Here is a 22319-nt window from a genome sequence, read left to right as displayed (position 1 = left end):
GTTGTGCGGGCCGCGGCGCACGGCGCCAGCGGGCCCAGGTCTCAGTCCGAGTAGATGATGGTGGTGCCGATCGAGTCGAAGCGCACATCGTAGGCCTTGCAGTCCGGCAGGGCTGCGCAGACCTGCGCCCGGGCTTCGTCGGGCGCGTAGACCAGCAGGAACCCGGCATCGCCCGCGCCCAGCAGCTTGCCGCCCGTGGCGCCGGCCGCCATGGCGCGCTCGTAGGCCTCGTCGATGCGGGGGTTGGTGATGCCGTCCGCCAGGCTGCGCTTGCGCTGCCAGGCTTCGTGAAGATAGGGCCCGATCAGGTCCACGTCGCTCATGATCTCGGCGCGGAGGCTGCGGGCCTGGCGCACCATGGCCTGCATCGAGCCCAGGGCACGCTTGCTGTTCTTCACCTGCTCGGACTGCTTGCGCAGCACCTCACTCGCGGAGCGCGTACCGCCGAGGTAGAACATCACCAGCCCCGCCTCCAGCCGTTCGCGCATGGCCTGGGTGATCGGCACGGACTCGCAGGTGACGCTGTCGTCGGGGTGAAACTCGATGAAGTTCAGCCCGCCCAGCGCACAGCCGTACTGGTCCTGCTTGCCGATCGGCTCGCCCAGCTTGCCGAGCTCGATCTCGCAGGCCTTCGCGGCCAGGGTGGTGCGGCCCTCGTAGCGGCCCTGGTAGGCGTTGCACAGGTTCAGCAGGCCCACGGTGAAGGCGGAGGATGAGCCCAGCCCGGTGCCCGCCGGCACGTCGGCGCTGGAGTTAAAGTCCACGCCGCGGATGCCGTAATCCTCGAAGACCTGGCGCAGAATACGGTGCTCGATCTCTCCCAAAGTTTTGGGCGTCTCGACCCGGGAATACTTGAGGATGTAGCCGTCGCTCTGGAAATACTCGTGCATCGACAGGTACACGTAGCGGGCCAGGGACATGCTCAGCACGGCGCCGCCGTGCTCCCGGTAGAAGGCGGGCAGGTCGCTCCCGCCCCCGCAGAAGCTAACGCGGAGCGGCGTGCGGGAAATAATCATGCGAGCGTCCTCAGGACGTAGTCCACGGCTTCAGCGAGGTTGTCGGCGACGTGGTCAGGTGTGCTGTCGTGCCGGTCGCGGTCGGAACCGCCATGCCCGGTCCTGACCAGCACGGCGCGCGCCCCGGCGGCCTGCGCCGCCACGACATCGGCGTAGCGGTCCCCGATCATCCAGGAACGGGCCAGGTCCAGGTTGTGATCGCGCGCCGCGGCCAGCAGCATCCCGGGCTTCGGCTTGCGGCACTCGCAGTCGACCTTGAGCGCGGCGACCTCGCCCGGCCAGCCGCGTTCGGGGTGGTGGGGGCAGTGGTAAAGGTCGTCCAGATAGGCGCCGTCCCGGGCCAGGGCGGTATCCAGCGCCGCGAAAACCTGCCGCAGCGCCTCGGGCGACACCAGCCCCTTGGCGACGTCGGGCTGGTTGGTGACGCAGATGGCCGGGATGCCCGAACGGTTGATCCGGCGCAACGCCGCGCCGGCACCGTCCAGCAGCACCAGGTCGTCCGGCCGGTGAACGCCGTTGATCTCGGCGTTGAGCACGCCGTCGCGGTCCAGGAACACCGCCGGCTTGGGCTGGCGGCGGCTGAGCCGCTCCACCCGGCCGGAGGCGAGGTCGGCCTCCCCCCGGGCCAGGCGGTCGGGCGTGCCGATGTCCTTGGCGTATTCGAGGCTGCGATAGGCGTGCAGCACGCCGCCCGCCGCGACGATGGCCGGGAAAACATCGTGCCCCCAGTCGGAGGCTCCCTGCGGCGGCACGTGGCCGATCGCGGCCGGATCCAGCACGTAGAGCGCGGCGCTCACCAGGTTCGGTAACACCGCGCCGGCGGCGTGCGGCTTGGACAGGAAGCGGCGGATGCGCCCCGTCTCGTCGGCCTCCACCAGGTCGCTGTCCTGGGGGTGGTCGTTGGGATGCACGAACAGCGTCCCGATGCCGCCCCGGGCGCGGTGGAACGCCGCGAAATGCGCCAAGTCCACGTCGATCAGGATGTCGCCGTAGATCACCAGGAAAGGCTCGGTCAGCAGGGCGCGGGCTTCCCGGATCGCGCCGGCCGTGCCGAGCGGCGCGGCCTCGCGGACGTGCCGGATGCGCACGCCGTAGCCCGCGCCGTCGCCGAAATGCGCCTCGATGACCTCGGCGAGGTGGCCGTTCAGGAACACGTAGTCCTCGAAGCCCGACGCCTTGCCGACATCCAGCAGCCGTTCCAGCAGGGGACGGCCGGCCACCGGCACCATCGGCTTGGGCCGGTCGCTCAGACCCAGGCGGGTGCCCTTGCCGCCGTTGAGGATGACCACCTTCACGGGGTGTGGTCCAGCATCCAGCGCGCCGCCCGTCGCACCGCAGCCTCGGAGTCCAGCCTGGGCTCCCAACCCAGGGCGCGGATCCTACCAGTGTCGTAGTCCACGCTGGGCACGTCGCCGATCCAGCCACGATCCCCGCCGGTGAAGTCGATCACCGCGTCCGAGCCGGACTCCTCGACCACGATCTCGGCCATGCGGCGCACCGTGCAGCGCGTCGTGCCGCCCAGGTTGAAGACGTTGGTCCGGTCGCTCATCCGGCCCCAGGCCAGCAGGATGCCGTCCAGCAGGTCGGCCACGTGCAGGTAGGGCTTCACCTGGGTGCCGTCGCCCAGCACCTCCAGCCGGCCTGGCGTGCGGCGCAGCTTGCGCACGAAGTCGTACACCGCGCCGTGGGTCGACCGCTCGCCCACCACGTTGGGGAAGCGCGCCATCCAGGAGCGGATGCCGTAATTCTCCCCGTAGGAGGAGATGAAGGCTTCCGAGGCCAGCTTGGCAGCGCCGTAATGCGAGATCGGCAGCAAGGGTCCGTGGTCCTCCCGCACCCGCCCCTGGACCTCGCCGTAGATCGCCGAGGTCGAGGCGAAGACGAGCTGTCCCACGCCGTTGCGCCGCATCGCTTCGAGCACCGAGTAGGTGGTGCGCAAGGTGTTGCCGAAGTCGGTCTCGGGGTCGGCGTGGCTGCGGGCGATGTCGGAATTGGCCGCCATATGGAACACGGCGTCGAAGCTTTCGGCCTCGAACAGCGCGCGCAGCTGCGGGGCATCGGCGACGTCCATCTCCGCGAAGCGGAAGCCGGGCAGGCCGTCCAGCTGGGCCAGATGGGCGCGACGGCCCAGGGACAGGTTGTCCACGGCCACCACGCCATGCCCGCGCGCCACCAGCCGGTCGCAGAGATGGCTGGCGATGAAGCCGGCACCGCCGGTCACGAGGATCTTCATGGCGCGCCGCTTCCGCAGTTCGTGGGAAAGCCGGCCATGCGGTCAGCCATCCCGGCGGGCGGCGATGAACTGCGCCAGCACATGCATGAGCGCCTGGTGCGCATCCTCCACCACGCCGTAGTTGTTGGCGTCCACGTAGAGCGGTACCTGCGCCCTGTCCCGCAACGCGCCGCCCCGGAAGCCGGACATCCCGATCGTCGCCATGCCGGCCGCGTGCGCGGCGTCCACGGCAGCCAGGATGTTGGGGCTGTTGCCGGAGGAGGAGATAGCCACCAGCACGTCACCGGGGCGGCCGAGGAGGCCGACCTGGGTGGAGAAGACCTTCTCGAACCCGAAATCATTGGCGATGGCCGAGTAGAGCGCGACGTTGGACACCAGGGACATGGAGTCCACCACCGGGTGCCCCGGCGCGTGCGTGCCCTTGGTGAAATCACAGCACAGGTGATCCGCGATGGCCGCGGAGCCGCCGTTTCCCACGGAGTAGATGCGCCTGCCCGTGGAAGCTGCCTCCTCCACCAGGACGCGTGCTCTCTCCAGGAAAGCAGGGTCCACCGTCAACAGGGCGGCACGCAGCCGATCCGCGTAGTCGAACAGGTAGGCTCCGACCGAGGCCGTGTCGCAGCGCTCGTTGCGGTGGCGTGGATCTTCCTGCACGGGAATCATGTCCTGGTACCGGCGTTGTATGGCGGAAAGGTTAGCGGGTCCGTAAGGCGTCCGCACTGGCTCATCGCGAGGTTCCGGGCAGTGCCGGACGACGCAGCCTTTCCCGCAGCACCGCCCACAGGAAGGGCCCTACCCCGCCGAAATAGCGACTGGCCAGCCGTCGCGGCTCCAGCGCCAGGCGGTACAGCCATTCGCTGCGTAGCGCGCGTACCAGGCGCGGTGCACGGGACACCCGCCCGGACGCGAAATCCAGGAAAGCCCCGATGCAGAGCACCACCGCGCCGGTGCGCGGCGCCATCTCCACCGCCCACAACTCCTGCCGCGGGTTGCCCATGCCGGCTAACACCAGTTCCGCCCCTGTCCTGCGCACCCGATCGGCCATTTCCCCATCCTCGGAGGGCGGGAAGAAACCGTGCTGGCAACCCACGACCCGGACCTGCGGGAAGCGGCTTTCCAGGGCGCGCGCTGCCCGTTCCGCCACACCGGGAGGGCTGCCGAGCAGGAATACGGCGGTCGGCCTTTCGAGGCCGGCCAACAACTCGGGCGTCAGATCCGTACCATTGATATTCTCGGGAAAGGGGCGACCGAACAAGATTCGGCTCGCGATATCCATGCCGATGCCGTCATTGAATACCGTGGCCCTGCCGAGCGCCGAAGCGAAGGCGGGAGAACGCCGCGCGAGATTGCAACCGTGCATGTTACAGAACGCAAACACTTCACAGGAGCGCGCTCGCATCGCCGACAAGATATGGGCCACTGCGGCTTGCCGGCTGGTCACCTCCACGGAAACACCGTTGACGATGCGCCGGTCAGAAATGGAGAAGATGCTTCCGCACTCCACCATCCGGTCGGCATCGCAACTCTCCGCTCGCGCGCGTTCAGCGGTTTCAGGAGCCTGGATCTCGGCCTGATTCATGTCCCGGACCCTGTTTTTTCCATGGCGCCCCGCAGAACGCGCCCGGCTCCAGGCCACGAACACGGCAACTTTAGTCTGCTCGCAGCGAGAGAAAGCCGCCAACAGCGGTGCGCAGGACGATCCTCAGATCCAGATAAGCCGAACGGTTCTCGACGTACCAGAGATCGAGGTCAACGCGGCGATGGGCCTTCGCCATGGTATCGACCTCGCCCCTCGACCCATTCACCTGGGCCCACCCGGTGAGGCCCGGCCTGACCAGATGCCGCAGGTGATAATTCGGCACGGCCTCGTGGTAATGGACTCCCTCCACCCGCATGTGCGGCGTGTGCGGGCGCGGCCCCACGAGGGACATGTGTCCGAGCAGCACATTGAGCAGTTGGGGAAGTTCGTCGATGCTCGTGCGCCGCAGGAAGCGCCCGATCCTAGTCACGCGAGGGTCCCACGCCAGCGTGCGCTGCCCCCCGCTCGCGTCCGAAACGGCAACGTGCATCGTACGGAATTTCCAGATCCGGAAAAGACGCCCGTTCTGGCCGAACCGAAGTTGGGAAAAAAAGATCGACCCAGGTGAATCAATGAATATGGCGGTCATGACCAGCACCATCAGAGGTGCCAAAAGTGCCAGCGCGCAGAGGGCGATGACGAAATCAAAAACTCGCTTGGCGGGGAAATGGCCTGACCGAATGGCCCGCCCCGCGCGCTCACTCTCCGAGAAATACACTTCGCCGTTCGTCTGTACCTGACGCGAGTACGGAAGAAACGCATTCCGCGGAGAATGCATTGCTCGGCCTTTCCAGTTTAATTCTGGTTCACAGGGGCCCGGCGGCCCTCAATGTGGCCACGTGTATTGCGTTGCACCCAAGAAATCCACAGGAATCTCGGTTGAAAAACCAAAAATAAGACAAGAAACTCACTCGAAATATCTACCTCAAGTTGCAATGAAATTGGTTTTAAACTATTGTCGGATGGTTTCCGGTTGGATACATCGCGGGAGGGGAGATTTGCAGATCAGTCTTTTCGCTCACGCATGGGGCACGAGCGACGGCCTGCGGCGCGTGTTGCGGATGTTGATCCCTGCGCTCGCCTGGCGGCCTAGTTCGCTGAACGTGTTCAAGCTTCGCGGTGCAACCCGAGACACAGGTCACCCGGCTCCTCCGCGTCCTTCGCAGTTGTTCACGCATGCCGCCGAGGGCGAGGCCAGAAGGCAACCAGCCTGATCCGGGACGCTCAGGTTGCCCTCGGGTGATTGCCTCTTTTCTACTTCTGCTAGAATATGCGTCCGCAGAAACACGCACTTCCGGCAAGCGTCCTGCGACACATCGCTCTGCCCGATCCGAGATTGGTTCGATGCGTCTGGCATCGCGCCTCTCGCTGCTTCCCATGGCACATCGCGCGCGACCCGGTCGGGCGCGATGTCGAGTTGTGGGCGACGATGGGGGCGGTTGCTGACTTCTCTTGCCGGTCAACTGTCACATAGTACTTCGGCCTCGACCGTCGAGCACCGGAGCAAGCCAATCCCCGAGAACATTCGACCCATGTTCCCGACCTGACCTCCGCTGCCGTGACCCAGAGCCCTGGTTCTCCCCAGGCCGAGGCGGCAAACCTGTCGCCCCGGGATGGACCGATCGCGGCGCCAGGGTTCCACGGCCTCCGACTGCGGCCTTGCCCCATTCAGGATGTCGTCCAATAACGCCCAGGGGTCGGGAGACCCACGTCCTCCGCACGGCCGGCTTCGCTGCCGTGGTGCTCGACCCCTTGCTTTTCCGGCTGCAGCCACCGACGACGTGCTGCCCCGTCGTTGGGATTGGCAGAACCGAGCCCGACGGGGTCTCGACATGGTGGGGATGGCTGGGTCTCGGATCATGCCGTGCGCCTGCCCCCTCGGCCCTGACCGTCTGAGGCTCCGTGTGGCGAGCCGCCGCATGGCCCCGGCCTTGGGAAGCATCCACCATCGCGGACAGCAGTTCCCCTCCGCGCCCGGACGATGCCGGCGCAGCTTCTCGACGCCCGCGATCGCGAGCTTGACATTCAAGGATTTGTTTCCTAAAAAGAGGTGGAAACCGGGATAGCTGCGCCGTCTGCCCGGACCTTCCGCGGCCAGCGCCGTCGCGCGCCCGCGTCCCATCCCTGCCGCCCGCACCGCGACTGCCTTGTCGACAGGACGTCGACGCCATTCCCATGCCTCGGAGACCTGCATGCCCGATGTAAGGATTAGCGAACTTCCTGCCGCGACCACGCTGGCGGGCGCAGAGTTTGCGGGGATACAGGGCGGCGTCACCAAGCGCTTTCCGGCCGTGCTCCTTGCGAACGGCACCGACCAGGCCGCGCGCGACGCGGCGGCCACGGCGCTGAACATGCCCCTCGCTCTCGCGAGCACCCCCGGCGTGACACTCGCCTTCGACTACGTCCCTTCCCGCGACGGCCTCGCCCTGCTGACCGGTGGGCCTGCCGCCGCCGGTTACGCGGCCGACGCGGCCGCAAACCCGTCGCGCATCTGGCAGCCCCGCATGGACACCACGGACGGTACGCCGAACCTGGCCAAGGGCACGGACATGTCCGGGTCCGGGATGGCCTGCTGGCTGGCCGATCCAGAATATCCCTGGAGCAACGGCCACAGCCCCTTCGCCATCGTGGACGGCAACCTGCGCATCCGCGCCCAGCGTACCGCCATGCTCGGCTTCCGGGCGGATGAGATCCCGAACGATCCCATCACCGGCCAGCCTTACGCCTACGTATCCGGCGTCCTGAACACGAAGTACCGCTTCGCCACCCGCCACGCCTATATCGAGGTGGTTGCCCGGTACACCAGCGGTAAGGGCTCCTGGCCGGCAATCTGGACTTTTCCCACGAACGACAGGCACCCGCCCGAACTCGACCTGATGGAGCATGTCGGCGGCGTGCAGCCTGTCACCTCCTATCAGGCCAATTTCCATACCGGCAACCCGAACGCCCGCGCGCAGCACCCTGTTCCGGTGAACGCCGGCGCGGACCTGACGCAGGGCTTCCACAAGTTCGCCGTGGACTTCAGCGACAGCGCGGTGAAGTTCTACCTAGACGACATGCTGGTGTCCTCCCGGGACGCGGCCGAGTTTCCCGAGGTCGATGCCCTGCACTACATGCTGCTGAGTATGCAAGTAGGCTCCAACCTCCAAGGCTGGGTGCCTCGCCCCGACGGCACGACGCCCGACATCATGGACCTGCTGATCAAGTCCGTGCGGGTCTACCAGAAGCCCGGCCCGAAGGGGCTGCGCCTGTCCGCCACCTCCTACCTCGACAATCTCGCGGTCGGCGGCGTGGTCGCGGCCATCACCACCGAGAACACCGGCCTCAGCGGCGGCAACGTAGTGACGGAGGTGGCCGACCCGGACGCAATGTTTGCCGTGTCGGGGAGCAACCTCGTACTGTCGCAGGTGGTGCCCGCTACCACCAAGGACAATCACGATCTTACCCTGAAGACCACGGACACGCTCGGCCGCACGCAGCAGAAGAAGTTCAACATCAAGGTCATCACCGGCACTCCTGCCCAGGCGAACCTTATTACCCAGCAGTCCTTCGCCGATGCCAGCTGGACCAAAGAAGCCCTGACCGCCCCCAACGCGACCACGGTCCTGGAAACGACGGCCGACGCCCAGCACAACCTGTACCGTGGCGGCATCACGCGTGCGGCGGGGGTCAAGACTTTCAACGCCTGGGTCGAGGCGGTGGCGAGCCTGGGCCGCAGCTGGCTGCACCTCTCGATCTACGACAGCAGCTTCGGCAGCCAGGCAACGGCATGGTTCAACCTCGATGCTGGCACCATCGGCTTCTCCATCGCCAATGGCGCCTGGTCCAACTGCGTGCCTTTCATCGCGGTGCTCGGGGGCGGCAAGCTGCGCTGCGGCTTCAAGTTCACGACGGACACGGCCACGACCGGCTTCGGCGTGAAGATCAACCTCGCCCTGGCAGAAGGCAGCGAAAAATACGCCGGCGAAACGGCCAGGGGCATGCTGCTGTCCAATCCGTGGCTCTACAACATCGCTGCGGGCCCGGGCAGTAGCTGACGCCTGCTGGACCTCCAGCCGTGAGATGCCCAGGCATCATGCCGACTCCGGCTGGTTGCCACCGGTCTCGGCCAGGGTCTCCCCGCGCATCCGCCTTTCCAGAGCCGTCATCGCCTCCTCCAGCCGGCCGGGAACGGAGGCGGCCGGCTCGGGATGGGGCCCGTCGCCCTCATCGCCCGCGGTGAAGCGGCGGCATCCCGCGCCCGGTGCGCGACCTAGCCCACGACCTCGTCATACCTCTGGACCTGCTCAGACAAGCTCCGCGCTTCCACTCGAAGCGCGCCGCGAGGACTAGTCAGGATCATGCCGCCTAAGCGTCCGCTGCGGGGCGAGTCGGCCAAATTCCCGACGTCACCCATGATGCTGGCCGCGACATCGGCTGCCCTTCGACCCCGCATGAACGCGGAGCAGCGCCTGTTCGTTCAACCGCGCACGAGATCGGTCCCGCTGCCGGGAGAGTCTCGAGACTATACGAAGGCGATGCCGAAATGGCTCTCGCTGATGATGTCGGGTGCCGTGAGCGCCTGGTGCTCCGGGCTCTCGGAGAAACCGATCACCGCGTCGGCCCGGCTCAGCGCGTCGCCGGCGAGCTTGGGGACGTAGTGGCTGATCTCGTCCGGGCTGGCGCTGCGGTCCAGGGCGTTGCGGTAAAGCAGCTGCACGAACTCGGTGCTGCCTGGGTTGGTGCCGTAGAGGGCCTGGAATTCCGGGCTGCCGGTGAAGCTCTGCACGACGCCCTGGAGGGTCGCCGTGCCGGCGTCGAGCTGGTCCTTGTAGAAGCGCAGCCCGGCCAGGTCGGGTAGACGGCCGAACATGGTGTCGTAAAGGCGGGCCACCTGGGCAGCGGTTTCTGACACGTCCCAAATACCGGCTTTCACCAGCTCGGCCGTGCGTGCTTGATTCTCCTCGCTTTCCGAGAAGGCGACCAACAACGTCTCGCGGCTGTCGCCGGCCGCAGCGCGGTCCCGGTAGTATTGCAGTTCGGCCTCGCTGGCCCCGCGGCCGAGGACGTTCTGGTAGAGTTGGCCGAGATAGGCGTCGAGCGACAGGTTGCTGCCGTAGCGGGCCTGGAACTCGGGGCTGCCATTGAAGCCGGCGGCGATCTCCGCCAGCGGGCGGCCGTGCTGCAGGGCATCTATGTAGTAGTTCAGGCCCGCCTGTTCCGGGCCGCGCGCCAGGGCAGCGTTGTACAGCCGCACCACCTGCGCCGCCGGGTCGGCAGCGTCGAACACCATTCGCCCGTCGGCGAAGACCAGTGTTTCGCCACCGTTGAGCAAGGCGCTCTCGGAGCCATGGGTCAGAACCACCGTGCCATCCAGTTGGATCTGAAAGGAACTGTCGCGCCGGGCAAGGGCTTGCACCTCCATGTCGCCGATCCCGATAACACCCACGGGAGGGGGGACGACATCCTGAGAGTCCGGGAAATGCAGCTGTGAGTCGACGATTTCCTCGAGGGCAATACCCCGCGCGCCATCACCTTCGATGGTTTTCGTGGCCAGGAAATTCGACTTCGCGTCGAACTCCCTCACCACGAGGGAAGCATCGTCGTTCTCCTCGATGATCGCCGCGCCCGAGAATATCCGGGAACCGTCAAAGTGTCTGACGAATACCTTTCCGTCCAGACCGATGCTCAGGTCATCCATTCCGACAAAGTTCGACGAACCGTCATACCAGTGAACCGCCACATCGCCGGATTCCGTGATCGAGGTATCCCGGAAACCTATGGAAGCGCCAGAGCTGTCCAACAGGGGAACGACGCCGATCGTATACGACAGGCTCCCCGCCTCGGCCGATCCTGCGCCTGTCACTCTCGTCGCCACGAGCCCGTCTGCCCTCTGGTCAACGATGCCCAGACTCATTCTCCTGATGCTCAGCGAGCCAGCACCTTCGACCACTTCCGCCCCCAACTGGACGGACGTCAGGTATTCGTCGTCAGATATGATGTGCAATTCCTGCAGCTTGCGGATGATGCCGCTGAGATCCAGGACACCCTCCGTGAAATCGGTGTCCGGAACGATGGCCGTGTAGCTTCCGTTGTTGTAGATGGCTCCGGAAAAATTCTGAGCCGCGTAATCGCCGATATGCTGCCCGAAGGCGGTAAGATCGCCCTTGTGAAGCCAGATCATCAGCTCATTCTTGATATCCGGCACACCACCGTTCGGCTTGGTGGTGAACCATATGTCGTAGGCGACATTATAGCCTCCGACATCCCCGCCATACTGGACACTGTAGTCCATCGTCATTGTTTTCAGGTCGCGCACCTGGATTGGGAACACGTGCGAGGGATCCGACTCTCCCCGCCCCCAAGGCGAAGCACCGAATCCAATGTCTGGATAGGCCCGAACCACGGGCCAAGGCTTTGCGTTTTCGGGAAAGCTCCATTCGAAATGTGCGGAATTCGCGAGACTGGTTCCGTCGAAGCTGCCACTGAGCCTGTAGTCCTCGCCGAAGACCAGATCGCCTGAATTCCACGCGTTTGTCAGCATGGTCCAGCCATTGATGGAGGCATAACCATTCGGGCCGGATACCAGCGTCACCTGTCGCTCCTGAAAGCGATCAGAGTGCGGAAAGGAACTTAATATTCTGCTAATGAAGCGGGGGCTGCTGCTTAAAACCTGTTCCGGAATGATCTGGTCGAGGCGGCGTCGGGCGGGTTCCTGCCCAGATGGGCCGGAGGTGGAGAAAGGAGCATCGGGCGCAGGTCGGACGGGCAGCATGTCCGACCGCAGGCGTGCCAGACAGCCAGACCATAAGGGTGCCGCCGCAGGCGCGACTACGAGCCTCGCCTCAACGTTTCCGAGGCCATGATCCACCTCAGCATAGGCGTCCTCCTCGGGCGCATCGCTCACCCGTGCCCCTTCTCACCCACGCTCCGAGGAACAATCGATCCCCGAGCGGAGATTCTGTTTACCCGGCAGCCAGCCTCATGGCGCGACTTCGGTCACCCTGGGCAGCAAGGTGCTGGTGATCACCGGCGGGCCGAGGGTGGGCAAGACCACCCTGGTCAACTCGGTGCTGCAGGTGCTGCGCGCCAAGGGGGTCGAGGTGGCGCTGGGTGCGCCCACCGGGCGAGCCGCCAAGCGCCTGTCGGACGGCACGGGGCTGGGGGACCGCACCATCCACCGGCTGCTGGAGACCGATCCCAAGACGGGCGGCCTCAAGCGCGACGACAGCAATCCGCTGATGGGGTGCCGCACCCATCCTGACGGAGCTATTCGATCAAGGCTGCTGAGGAGGCGGACGACGCCAACGCTTGATGAACATCATCAAGCCGAGTTGCATCTCGGTCATGACCTTCCCCCGCCGATGGGCGAGAACGAGCGGCATCCGCAGTTCGAATCCCGGCGTGCGCAGTATCCGGAGCTCGCCGCGGCCCACCTCCTCGCGAACCGCTGTTTCCTCAACGAAGGCCACACCCGCTCCCGCCAGTACCGCGCGCTTGATTGCTTCGGGATGACCGAGTTCGAGCACGACCCGACGGTTCACGATGCCGCGGGCATAAAGCGCCTGGTCCTCCAGGTTTCGCCGTACCAGCACCCGCGGCGTGGTCACGAAAGGCAGCCGCGACAGATCCGAGGCTGTAGCATCCACTCCGATACGGTTATCGCTACCTGTAGCCACCAGGACGAGCTGCTCCTCCCATAGCGGCTCCAGCTCCAGGCCTTTCAGGTCCTGTCTGGTGTCCAGGAGCAGCACGGCGAAGTCGCATTCCCCAGTGCGGGCCGCCTCGGTGGCAAGTCTCGTGTTTGCGATCAGGGTGCTAACACAGGTGTTCGGGTGCTCGCGCTGGTACTCGACGAGGATCTCTGTGAGCGCATAGGTGCCGACCGTCATGGAAGCGGCGATCACCGCCTCGCCGGCTGCACCGTCATTTAGGCTGCTGAGCTCGCGAGACATTTCGAGAGTGCGCGTGAGGATCTCGCTTGACCAGCGGTGAAAGCGGCTCCCTGCCTCAGTCAGGACCAGATGCCGGCCAACACGCTGCACGATCTGAACGCCGAGCTTCTCCTCCAAGTCGCGCAGGTGCGCAGTCACAGCGGGCTGGGCAACACCCATCTCCTCAGCTGCCCTGGTCACACTCCCGAGTTCGACCACTCGGCAGAACACCTCGAGCTTCTGCAGCGTGAGCTGAGGAAAATGCCGCTGAGCACCAGCGAGATGCGCCATTCGCTTGGAATCCATAAGCTACCGTTTATGGGAACGTGACAAAATTGCTATTGGACTTATCTATTTCGGTCAATAACTTGCGCCTCAAGAGAACTGCTCCCGCCAGTGGCTGAGGAGCGGAGGAATGGGGGAAACATGGCACTCACCCGGAGAGGCGCGGTTCAGACAGGGCTCGCCGCCCTGCTGCCACTACCGGCCTTCGCGCAGGCTTACCCGGCCCGAGCAGTCCGGGTCATCGTGCCCTTTGCTCCTGGCGGAGGGACGGACCTGATAGGCAGAACGCTCTGCCAAGCGCTATCGGAACGGGTGGGGCAACCCTTCGTGGTCGAGAACCGGGCCGGTGGCGGCTCATTGGTTGGGTGTGTCGCAGCCGCACGTGCCGCGCCCGACGGCTACACCCTCCTCATCGGTCCGGCGGACGGCCTCGCCATCCTGCCTGCCCTGAAGCGCGACATGCCTTACGACCCCGTGCGCGACTTCTCCCCCATCGCCCTGGCAGCCACGTCGCCATTCGTGTTCTGCGTCAATGCCCAGGTCCCCGTGCACAGCCTCGGGGAACTGGTCAGCTATGCCCGCTCCAGCCCTGACGCGATCAAGTTCGGCAGTCCCGGCGTCGGAAGCATCTCGCAACTCGCCGTCGAACTGCTGTGCAGCCGCACCGGCGTGCGGATGACCCATGTTCCCTACCGCGGTGGCGGACCTGCCGTTGCCGATCTCCTCGGCGGCCAACTCCAACTCTTCGCGGGTAGTCCGCAACTGATGACGAGCAATGCCCAGGGCGGCCAAGTCCGCATGCTGGCGCAGACTGGACGCAGCCGGCATCCCCTCACTCCGGATGTTCCGACGACGGCCGAACTCGGCATGGCCGACATCGCGGTGGAGAGCTGGTTCGGCCTTCTCGGCCCGGCTGGCCTACCGGAGCCCATCAGGAGCAAGCTGATGGAGGCGAGCCTCTTACTGCTACACGACCCTGCTATCCGACAGGTCTTCGTCGGAGTCGGGGCCGATGTGGCACCGCTCTCCTCGACCGAGTTCAGCGCCTTCATCGGCGAGGAAGTGCGCAAATGGACTGTCGTCGCCAGGGCAGCACGGATCGAACTTCAGGACTGACCTGACATGCACACCCTCGAAACCCCTGTCCTCATCATCGGCGGCGGCCCGGTCGGGCTGTGCATGGCGCTCGAACTATCCTGGCGTCAGATCCCCTGCACGCTGCTGGAGCGTACGGACGGAACCATCCACCACCCCAAAACGGCCGCCCTGACCTATCGCACCATGGAGATCTGTCGTCGGCTAGGCATCGCGGAGCGCATCCGCAACAGCGCTTTCCCGACGGATTACGCGTTGAGCATGATGTTCTGCACTTCGATGACAGGTCCGCTCCTCGCCACGATCCCCTACCCTGGCATTCGCGACGAAGCCACACCGCCGCAAACACCGGAGAAGAAGCACCGGTCGCCGCAGCTCTTCTTCGACCCGATCCTGGCAGCTGCCGTGCGGGAAGCCGGCACCGCTGACTTCCGACAATGCTGCGAGATGCTGTCCTTCGAGCAGGGGCCCGAGGCCGTGGTCGCGCGAGCACGGGACCATGCGAGCGGCGAAACGCTCGAGGTCACCGCCCAGTATATGATCGCCTGCGACGGCGCCGGCAGCCCGATCCGGCGGCAATTGGGGATCGAGATGGAGGGTGACCCGGCGCTGGACTACTCCGTCGCCGTGTTCCTGCGATGCCCGGGCCTGGTCGCGCGGGCTGGCAAAGGGCAGGGGGAGCGCTTCATCTTCGTTGGCCCGGAGGGCACCTGGGGCAACCTCACCACCGTGAACGGCGATGACTTGTGGCGCTTGACCATCCTCGGCTCGCGGGATCGGGTCGACCTCGAGCAGTTCGACGCTGCCGCCTGGGTGCGCCGCTGCATGGGCGACGACAGCATCGCGTTCCAGATCATCGACGTTCAGCTCTGGCGGCGCAGCCGCCTCGTCGCGCAACGCTACCGCCAGGGACGGGTCTTCCTGGCCGGCGACTCCGCCCACACCATGTCACCCACGGGCGGCTTCGGCTTCAACACCGGGCTGGGGGACGCCGTTGACCTGAGCTGGAAGCTGGAAGCCGTGCTGCGGGGCTGGGCGGGGCCCGACCTGCTCGACAGCTATGCGGCCGAGCGCCGGCCTGTGGCCTGGCGTAACGCCAATGCCTCAACCGAGAACTATTTCGCACTGCGCTCGGCCGTCGACTGCGAGCGCATCCTGGACCAGGGGTCGGAAGGCGAGGCCGTACGGGAGCGTGTCGGCCAGCACATGCTGGAGGCGACCCGCACGGAGTGGGAGAACATCGGCGTCGTTCTGGGTTACCGGTACGAGGACTCCCCCATCTGCGTCCCGGACGGCACGCCGGCGCCGCCCGATACGCGCATCGCGTACGTCCCGACATCCCGACCCGGCCACCGGGCTCCGCATGCCTGGCTGGCGGATGGCCGCTCCACCCTGGACCTCTTCGGGCGCGGCTTCGTGCTGCTCCGCTTCGCCGAGGAGGCCGACCCCGAACCCTTGCTCCGGGCCGCAGCCGGACGCGGGCTGCCGTTGCAACTGGTCGAGATCCGTGACGCGGGGATCGCCGCCCTCTACGAGAGAGCGCTGGTGCTCGTGCGCCCGGACGGCCATGTCGCCTGGCGCGCTGACCATGCCCCCGACGACGCGCTTGCCATCGTCGACATCCTTCGTGGCGTCTCCCGAGGTGCCACCGGTTCCCAGCAGATAGCCGCCCCACGCACCGAGGCGGCTTAGGCGATGGGCGCGGACCTTCTGCTGGCCGGCACCGCGGCGCTCATCTGCCGGGACACCACCCATGCCGATCTGCTGGACGAACTCGCCACGACGCTGGAAGCGCGTGGTGTCGAGATATTCCGGGTTCCGGCCGCCCCGCCCGGCGAGAAGCTTCTGCTGGATCCTGCGTGGATCGGGCAGCAGCTGGCGCGCTCCGACCTGATCGTTCCGACGATCCGCCACCTCTGCACGCGCGAAACCCTCCTCGCGGCTCCCCGGCTGAAGGGCATCTGCTTTCCCACCATCGGCGTTGAATCTCTCGACCTGACGGCTGCGACCGAGCTCGGCCTGCCTGTCGGCCACGGGGCGACGGAGGAGAACTGGACCGGGATGGCCGAAGCGACCATCCTGCTCATCCTGGCGCTGCTCTACGATCTGGCAGGGGTGACCCGTGTACTGCGCGACCGTCTGCCGCGCCCGCAGCCACTTCTTGGCCGCCAGCTCGCCGGCAAGACGGTCGGACTCATCGGGTATGGGCGGATCGCCCGCGCAGTTGCCGCCCGGCTCACGGCCTTTGACGTGGAACTGCTCGCCCACTCGCCCAGCAGGGAGCCCGGCAGCGTGTCCGAAGGGGTAAGCTTCACAAGCCTTGAGGACCTCCTGCGGCGCAGTGATGTCGTGGTCGTGCTGGTGAGCATCAATCCCGCCAGCCGGGGATTGCTGAACGGGGCGAGGCTCGGCCTCATGAAACCCTCGGCCGTGCTCGTGAACACCGCACGGGGGGAGGCGATTGAAGAGGCGGCCCTGGTTCAGGTGTTGCGCGAACGCCGGATCGCCGGCGCGGCTCTCGATAGCTTCGAGGTAGAGCCGCCACCGGCAGACAGCCCGCTGCGCGCCCTGGACAATGTCATTCTCACACCGCACCTGATCGGCCACACGCGGGAGTCCGCGGAGTCCTTCCGTCCGGCACTCCTGGAGAATGCGGTCCGCATCCTACGTGGCGAAGCGCCACTCATCTGCCGGAACCCGGAGGTAATGGTGCGGTAGACAGAACTTCAAGAACGACATCAGGGGAGGGGAGAATCATGTCGCAGGAGCTGGCAGGAGAGGGACGAGCGGTATCCACAGCGGGGCCGCAGCTTCCACGCGAGCTTCCGGGGCGAGTCTCGCTGAGCCGACGCGCCGCCCTGACTGGTACGCTCGCACTACCCTTCCTCGCGAACCGGGCTGCGTCTCAGGGGCGGCAGCCGGCCGGGCACGTCACTTGGCCGTCGAACCGGCCGGTACGCGTGATCGTGCCCCTCGCGGCCGGCGGAACATCCGATTTCCTGGCTCGTAGCGTCGGCGCCCGCTTGCAGGAGATGACCGGGCAGAGCTTCGCGGTGGAGAACCGCACCGGGGGCGGCCAAGCGGTGGGCTGGCAGGCCGGTGCCCGGGCGGTCCCGGACGGCACCACCGTGACCATGTGCGACAACTCGCTGCCCCTCGCCGTGGCACTGGGCCGCGACCTGGGCTTCGATCCCCGTGCGGAACTGGCGCCAGTGACGATGCTGGCGGAATACGCACCGATCCTGATGGTGAACCCATCGCTCCCGGTGCGTGACCTGAGGGAGTTCGTCGCTTACGCGAAGGACCGGCCCGGGCAGCTCTTCTACGGCTCCAACGGCGTGGGCGCGATACCGCACCTGCAGGCCGAGCTGCTACAGGACGTGGCCGGCATTCGCCTGAACCACGTGTCCTATCGTGGACTGGCGCAGGCCGCGACGGACCTCATGGCCGGCCAGATCCACCTCGTCATCGCCGCGATCCCCACCATTCTCGGCCAGATGCGCAGCGGCACGCTGCGGGCCATCGCCGTGGCGACCCAAGGCCCGCGCGTTCCCGCCGCCGCCGACGTGCCGAGCGCGCGGGAACAGGGCATCGATTTCACCAGCACGAACTGGTTCGGGATGATGGCGCCGCAGGGTACGCCGCCCGACATCGTGGCTTCCATGCAGACCACGATCGCGGCCGCGCTGGGCGATCCTGATCTGCGCCGCCGCATCGAGGAGAGCGGGGGAACCCCTGCCAGCAGTACCCCGGATGATTTCCGGCACTCCGTCGATGCGGAGATCGCGTCCTGGACCCGCATCGTGCGCGAGAAGAACATCAAAGCCGAATAGAGTTGGCCGGCGGCTCAATGTGACAGCGGGGAGGGAGAAGACGGGTTCCCTCCATGATCACTGGGCAGGGCGTCGCTCAGACCGGGTCCAAGGCGAGGTCGCGATCGGGCTGCACCTGGACTGAGGGCGCCTTCTGCGCCTGCCGCTCCGCCTTCACATTGGGGCATACGCCGCAAGGCGTGACGTAGCCGGCCCTGATCGCCGTAGCCGCCCTCTCCGGCGCGGAGGCCGGCACCACCAGGGAGGCATGCACCGACAGCGCCAGCACGCAGCCCTCGCGCAACGCCTGGGTCATCGCCAGCGCTTCCAGTCCCATCAGCCGCGGTGACGCCATCCGGTGGCAGGCTACTCCCAGCGCCGTGGCACAGGCTTGGCAGCTGGCGCTGTCCTATGGGCGATATCTCTCGCCACCGTTCCATCTCCGGTGCAAGACCGTTGCCCTTGCCGCCATGGAGCACCCCAGGCCGACGCGCCTCCGACCGCGCCGCGGGTGCTGGGCCATGGCCCAGGCGACCGTAAGGCAGACGGGATGCTGCGTAGGCGGCACGAAACAGCTTGCCAGGGCAACCACCGGCGCCTATCGTATTTTCAGTAATTTCTGAAATTACAGTAGGCCGATCCCGTGAACCTCCCGCCTCTGGTCCAGTCCTTCGTGCTCCACTTCGGCGAGATGGGCAGCCGCTGGGGCATCAACCGCACGGTGGGGCAGATCTACGCCCTGCTGTACGTCTCGCCCGAACCCCTTTCGGCCGACGGCATCGTGGAAGCGCTGGGCGTGTCACGCTCCAACGTGTCCATGGGGCTGCGCGAGCTACAGGCCTGGAACCTCGTGCTGCTGAAGCACATCCCCGGCGACCGGCGGGATTTCTTCACCACCCCCGACGACGTGTGGCAGATCCTGCGCACGCTGGCGGAGGAGCGGAAGAAACGTGAGGTGGACCCCACCCTGTCCGTGCTGCGGGAGTTGCTGATGCAGCAGCCCGCCAGCGAGGCCGAGCGCCACGCGCAGGCCCGGATGGCCGAGATGCACGGCCTGATCGAGCAGCTGACCACCTGGTACGAGGATGTCCGCCGCCTGGAAACCGAGCGCCTGGCCGCCCTGCTGGCGCTGGGCGCGCGCGTCACCCGGCTGCTGGAGGTCAAGGACAAGGTGGTCGCCATCGGCCGCGGCCGCCGCGGCTCCCCTGCCCCGGCCAGCGGGCGATGACGCCACCACGCCCCGCATCGCGCGCCCGCCCGCGCCCGGTGTCCCGCCCAGGGTGCCCTGCGCCCGCGACCCGGTCGCATCTGCTGCCCGCCGCCCGCCTGGACCCCGCGTTGCACAGCCCACGGCACCCCTTGCCCCGCGCCCGCCCGGCACTTCGCTGCCCCCTCACGCCGCGCCCGCCCGGGCCGCGGTTCGACCGATCCCACGGGAACGCCGCCCATGCTTGACGCCCTCCTGCCCAGCGCGCTGGACCTCGCGCGCTTCCAGTTCGCCTTCGTGGTGGTCTGGCACTTCCTGTTTCCCGCCTTCACCATCGGCCTCGCCTCCTACCTGGCGGTGCTGGAAGGGCTGTGGCTGTGGACGGGCAAACCCGTCTACCTGGACGTGTTCCGCTACTGGCTGAAGATCTTCGCCATCGCCTTCGCCATGGGCGTCGTGTCAGGCATCGTGATGTCCTACCAGTTCGGCACCAACTGGGCGGTGTTCTCCGACAAGGTCGGCGCGGTGATCGGCCCGCTGCTGGGCTACGAGGTGCTGACCGCCTTCTTCCTGGAAGCCGGCTTCCTGGGCGTGATGCTGTTCGGCATGGGGCGGGTGGGCAAGGGGCTGCATTTCCTGGCCACCTGCCTGGTGGCCACGGGAACGCTGATCTCCACCTTCTGGATCCTGTCGGCCAATTCCTGGATGCAAACCCCGCGCGGCCACGCCATCACCCCCGAGGGCCGCTTCGTGGTGGAGAACTGGTGGGAGGTGATCTTCAATCCCTCCTTCCCGTTCCGCTACATGCACACCGTCACCGGCGCCTACCTCACCACCGCGCTGATCGTGGGCGCGGTGGGCGCCTTCCACGTGCTGCGTGAGCGCCGCTCGGCAACCGTGCGCGACGCCAATGGCCCGCTGCGCATGGCCAATGACCGGGCGCGGGTGATGTTCTCCATGGCGATGTGGATGCTGACCGTGGTGGCGCCGCTGCAGCTGGTGCTGGGCGACCTGCACGGCGGCAACACCTATGAGCACCAGCCGGCCAAGGTGGCGGCGATGGAGGGGCATTTCGAGACCCAGCGCGGCACCCCCACCGTGCTGTTCGGCATCCCCTCGGCCGAGGAGGAGCGCACGCGGCTGGCAGTGGAGATCCCCAACCTCGCCAGCCTCTACCTGACCCATAGCTGGAACGGCGAGGTGCGGGGGCTGAAGGACCTGCCGCGCGACCACTGGCCCACCAACATCCCGCTGGTGTTCTTTGCCTTCCGCGTCATGGTGGGATTGGGAATGCTGATGATCGGGCTGGGGGCGCTGAGCCTGCTGCAACGTGTGCGCGGCCGGCTCTACACCACGCCCTGGCTGCTGCGCGGCGCGGTGGCGATGGGACCGGCCGGCTTGATCGCGGTGACCGCCGGCTGGATCGTGACGGAGGCCGGGCGCCAGCCCTTCACCGTCTACGGTCTGGTGCGCACCGCCGACAGCATGTCGCCGATCGCCGCCCCAGCGGTGGCGGCCTCCCTGGCGGCCTTCGCGGTGGTCTACTTCGTGGTGTTCGGGGCGGGCATCTGGTTCCTGTTCCGCCTGTTCTCACAGACCCCACAGCCGCAAGAATCCGGCCCGCCGCAGAACAAGCCGATCCGCACCGCCGGCACCACGCCGGCCCCCTCCACCCAGACCGGGCCCGACCCCCGGCCGCAAGCCCAGCCGGCGGAGTGACCAGCGCCATGCTCGACGCCAACACGCTCGCCTTTATCTGGGCCGTGCTGATTGCCACGGCGGTGTTCATCTACGTCTGCCTGGACGGCTTCGACCTCGGCATCGGCATCCTGTTCCCGGTGCTGCCGCACAAGGAGGACCGCGACGTCGCGGTGAACTCCGTGGCCCCCGTCTGGGACGGCAACGAGACCTGGCTGGTGCTGGGAGGCGTCGGGCTGTTCCCGGTGTTTCCCCTGGCCTACGCCACCATCCTGCCGGCCCTCTACATGCCCCTGCTGCTGATGCTGCTGGCGCTGGTGTTCCGCGGCGTGAGCTTCGAGATGCGCTTCCGCGCCGCCAACGAAGTGCAGCAGCTCTGGTGGGACCGCGCCTTTTCCTGGGGCTCCTACGTCGCGGCCTTCACCCAGGGCATCGCGCTGGGCGCCTTCGTGCAGGGCATCGAGGTGCGCGACCGCGCCTATGCCGGTGGCTGGTGGGACTGGCTCACGCCCTTCTCCGTGCTGACCGGCCTGGCGCTGGTGACCGGCTACGGCGTGCTGGGCGCCTGCTGGCTGGTGTGGAAGACCGAAGGGCCGCTGCACGACCGCGCGCGCAGCCAGGCGCGCAGCATGGGCATCGCGTTGCTGCTGTTCATCCTGGCCGTGTCCCTGTGCATGCCCTTCCTGCAGCCCGCCTTCCGCGAGCGCTGGCTGAGCTTCCCCAACATGCTCTTTGCCGCCCCCGTGCCGATCCTGGTGCTGGTGCTGGCCTGGGGCTTCTTCCGGGCGCTGGAACGGGCGGACCAGCACGGTCTCTGGGCCGATGCCAAACCCTTCGTGCTGGTGCTGGGGCTGTTCCTGGTGTCCTATGCCGGGCTGGGGGTCAGTATGTGGCCCTGGATCGTGCCGCCCTCCATCTCGATCTGGGACGCGGCCGCGCCGCCTTCCACGCAGCTTTTCCTGCTGGCAGGCACCGCCGTGCTGCTGCCGATCATCCTGGGCTACACCGCCTACGTGTACTGGCTGTTCCGTGGCAAGGTCCGGGCCGATGCCGGCTACCACTGAACCGGCGCGGCCACCCGGGCTGCTGCGCCGGCTGGGCTGGCTGCTGTTGATCTGGGCCGGCAGCGTCGCCGCCCTGGGCGCCGTGGGCTTCGCCATCCGGTCGGTGCTGCACCCCTGAGGGCGTCACGGACCCCGGTTCCGGTGGGGCTGGTTGTTCTCCGCCGTGGATTTGGGCCGGAGGGGCTCTGCTCCTCTGGACACCCCGCGAGGAGCCCGGGGCTCCTCGTGCCTCATGAGTGCCTCCGGCGGGGGCGGGCCGGACAACGCTGTCCGTGATGACCAACGTCAGCCACCCCGCCCCCGCCGGAGGCACTCAACGCGAGACACCGGGGAGTTCGTAACTCCCCGGCTCGGGCAGAGGCTCCGCCTTTGCCCTGGGGTCCAGGGGCAGCGCCCCTGGCCAAGGCCAGTTCACCC

Annotated in this window: 18 protein-coding genes and 1 pseudogene; 10 read left to right on the top strand and 9 right to left on the bottom strand. The window is 66.9% G+C overall.

Features of this window, described 5'->3' with window-relative positions:
- Positions 1-41 precede the first annotated feature (41 nt).
- The 6 genes from ACLIBK_RS18760 to ACLIBK_RS18735 form a co-directional block, all read right to left on the bottom strand.
- Positions 42-1016 (bottom strand): hypothetical protein, encoded by a 975-nt coding sequence (locus ACLIBK_RS18760; protein ID WP_415388822.1) that lies wholly within the window; start codon positions 1014-1016, stop codon positions 42-44.
- Positions 1013-2311, bottom strand: coding sequence for an HAD-IIIA family hydrolase (locus ACLIBK_RS18755; RefSeq protein WP_415388821.1), 1299 nt, complete (start codon positions 2309-2311; stop codon positions 1013-1015). Before ACLIBK_RS18755 ends, ACLIBK_RS18760 begins: the two co-directional genes overlap by 4 nt.
- On the bottom strand, positions 2308-3249 hold the full coding sequence (locus ACLIBK_RS18750; protein WP_415388820.1) for an SDR family NAD(P)-dependent oxidoreductase: 942 nt from the start codon (positions 3247-3249) through the stop codon (positions 2308-2310). The genes ACLIBK_RS18755 and ACLIBK_RS18750 overlap by 4 nt, the downstream gene beginning before the upstream one ends.
- Positions 3250-3291: 42 nt before the next feature.
- Entirely contained in the window at positions 3292-3903 is a 612-nt protein-coding gene (locus tag ACLIBK_RS18745) for an SIS domain-containing protein (protein WP_415388819.1), read from the bottom strand.
- A gap of 70 nt (positions 3904-3973) precedes the next feature.
- Positions 3974-4828 (bottom strand): WecB/TagA/CpsF family glycosyltransferase, encoded by an 855-nt coding sequence (locus ACLIBK_RS18740; protein ID WP_415388818.1) that lies wholly within the window; start codon positions 4826-4828, stop codon positions 3974-3976.
- A 70-nt stretch (positions 4829-4898) separates the two neighbouring features.
- Positions 4899-5546, bottom strand: a complete 648-nt coding sequence (locus ACLIBK_RS18735; RefSeq protein ID WP_415388817.1) for a sugar transferase — start codon at positions 5544-5546, stop codon at positions 4899-4901.
- A gap of 1474 nt (positions 5547-7020) precedes the next feature.
- On the opposite strand from ACLIBK_RS18735, the gene ACLIBK_RS18730 reads away from it, so the two are divergent.
- Complete coding sequence (locus tag ACLIBK_RS18730) at positions 7021-8865, top strand: family 16 glycosylhydrolase (protein WP_415388816.1); 1845 nt, start codon at positions 7021-7023, stop codon at positions 8863-8865.
- A gap of 467 nt (positions 8866-9332) precedes the next feature.
- Here the strand turns inward: ACLIBK_RS18730 and ACLIBK_RS18725 are convergent, their stop codons facing one another.
- Positions 9333-11714, bottom strand: a complete 2382-nt coding sequence (locus ACLIBK_RS18725; RefSeq protein ID WP_415388815.1) for a DUF4214 domain-containing protein — start codon at positions 11712-11714, stop codon at positions 9333-9335.
- A gap of 97 nt (positions 11715-11811) precedes the next feature.
- On the opposite strand from ACLIBK_RS18725, the pseudogene ACLIBK_RS18720 reads away from it, so the two are divergent.
- A pseudogene (locus ACLIBK_RS18720) lies at positions 11812-12048 on the top strand (AAA family ATPase); the annotation flags it as partial.
- Positions 12049-12084: 36 nt separating this feature from the next.
- Here the strand turns inward: ACLIBK_RS18720 and ACLIBK_RS18715 are convergent.
- Entirely contained in the window at positions 12085-13047 is a 963-nt protein-coding gene (locus ACLIBK_RS18715) for a LysR family transcriptional regulator (protein ID WP_415388814.1), read from the bottom strand.
- A 120-nt stretch (positions 13048-13167) separates the two neighbouring features.
- Here ACLIBK_RS18715 and ACLIBK_RS18710 point away from each other — a divergent pair, with 120 nt between their 5' ends.
- The 4 genes from ACLIBK_RS18710 to ACLIBK_RS18695 are packed head-to-tail and all read left to right on the top strand — an operon-like array spanning position 13168 to position 17954.
- Positions 13168-14142: a Bug family tripartite tricarboxylate transporter substrate binding protein gene (locus tag ACLIBK_RS18710; protein WP_415388813.1), complete on the top strand. Its 975-nt coding sequence runs from the start codon at positions 13168-13170 to the stop codon at positions 14140-14142.
- A gap of 6 nt (positions 14143-14148) precedes the next feature.
- Positions 14149-15813 carry an FAD-dependent oxidoreductase gene (locus ACLIBK_RS18705; protein ID WP_415388812.1) on the top strand — a complete coding sequence of 555 codons (1665 nt, stop codon included), beginning with the start codon at positions 14149-14151 and terminating at the stop codon, positions 15811-15813.
- Between the two features lie 3 nt (positions 15814-15816).
- Positions 15817-16839 carry an NAD(P)-dependent oxidoreductase gene (locus ACLIBK_RS18700; RefSeq protein WP_415388811.1) on the top strand — a complete coding sequence of 341 codons (1023 nt, stop codon included), beginning with the start codon at positions 15817-15819 and terminating at the stop codon, positions 16837-16839.
- Between the two features lie 38 nt (positions 16840-16877).
- Positions 16878-17954, top strand: coding sequence for a Bug family tripartite tricarboxylate transporter substrate binding protein (locus ACLIBK_RS18695; RefSeq protein WP_415388810.1), 1077 nt, complete (start codon positions 16878-16880; stop codon positions 17952-17954).
- Positions 17955-18030: 76 nt separating this feature from the next.
- Here ACLIBK_RS18695 and ACLIBK_RS18690 read toward each other — a convergent pair whose 3' ends face one another.
- Positions 18031-18288 (bottom strand): hypothetical protein, encoded by a 258-nt coding sequence (locus ACLIBK_RS18690; protein WP_415388809.1) that lies wholly within the window; start codon positions 18286-18288, stop codon positions 18031-18033.
- Positions 18289-18576: 288 nt separating this feature from the next.
- On the opposite strand from ACLIBK_RS18690, the gene ACLIBK_RS18685 reads away from it, so the two are divergent.
- The 4 genes from ACLIBK_RS18685 (at position 18577) to ACLIBK_RS18670 (ending at position 22020) form a co-directional block, all read left to right on the top strand.
- Positions 18577-19161, top strand: a complete 585-nt coding sequence (locus ACLIBK_RS18685; RefSeq protein ID WP_415388808.1) for a GbsR/MarR family transcriptional regulator — start codon at positions 18577-18579, stop codon at positions 19159-19161.
- Positions 19162-19380: 219 nt separating this feature from the next.
- Entirely contained in the window at positions 19381-20859 is a 1479-nt protein-coding gene (locus ACLIBK_RS18680; RefSeq protein ID WP_415388807.1) for a cytochrome ubiquinol oxidase subunit I, read from the top strand.
- Between the two features lie 8 nt (positions 20860-20867).
- On the top strand, positions 20868-21902 hold the full coding sequence (cydB, locus tag ACLIBK_RS18675) for a cytochrome d ubiquinol oxidase subunit II (protein ID WP_415388806.1): 1035 nt from the start codon (positions 20868-20870) through the stop codon (positions 21900-21902).
- Positions 21886-22020 carry a DUF2474 family protein gene (locus tag ACLIBK_RS18670; protein ID WP_415388805.1) on the top strand — a complete coding sequence of 45 codons (135 nt, stop codon included), beginning with the start codon at positions 21886-21888 and terminating at the stop codon, positions 22018-22020. Before cydB ends, ACLIBK_RS18670 begins: the two co-directional genes overlap by 17 nt.
- The last annotated feature ends 299 nt before the right edge of the window (positions 22021-22319 follow it).

Origin of the sequence: Roseomonas sp. BN140053 (genome assembly GCF_047690175.1) — a bacterium.
Taxonomy (GTDB): domain Bacteria; phylum Pseudomonadota; class Alphaproteobacteria; order Acetobacterales; family Acetobacteraceae; genus Roseomonas.
This window is presented reverse-complemented; position numbering and strand designations above follow the sequence as displayed.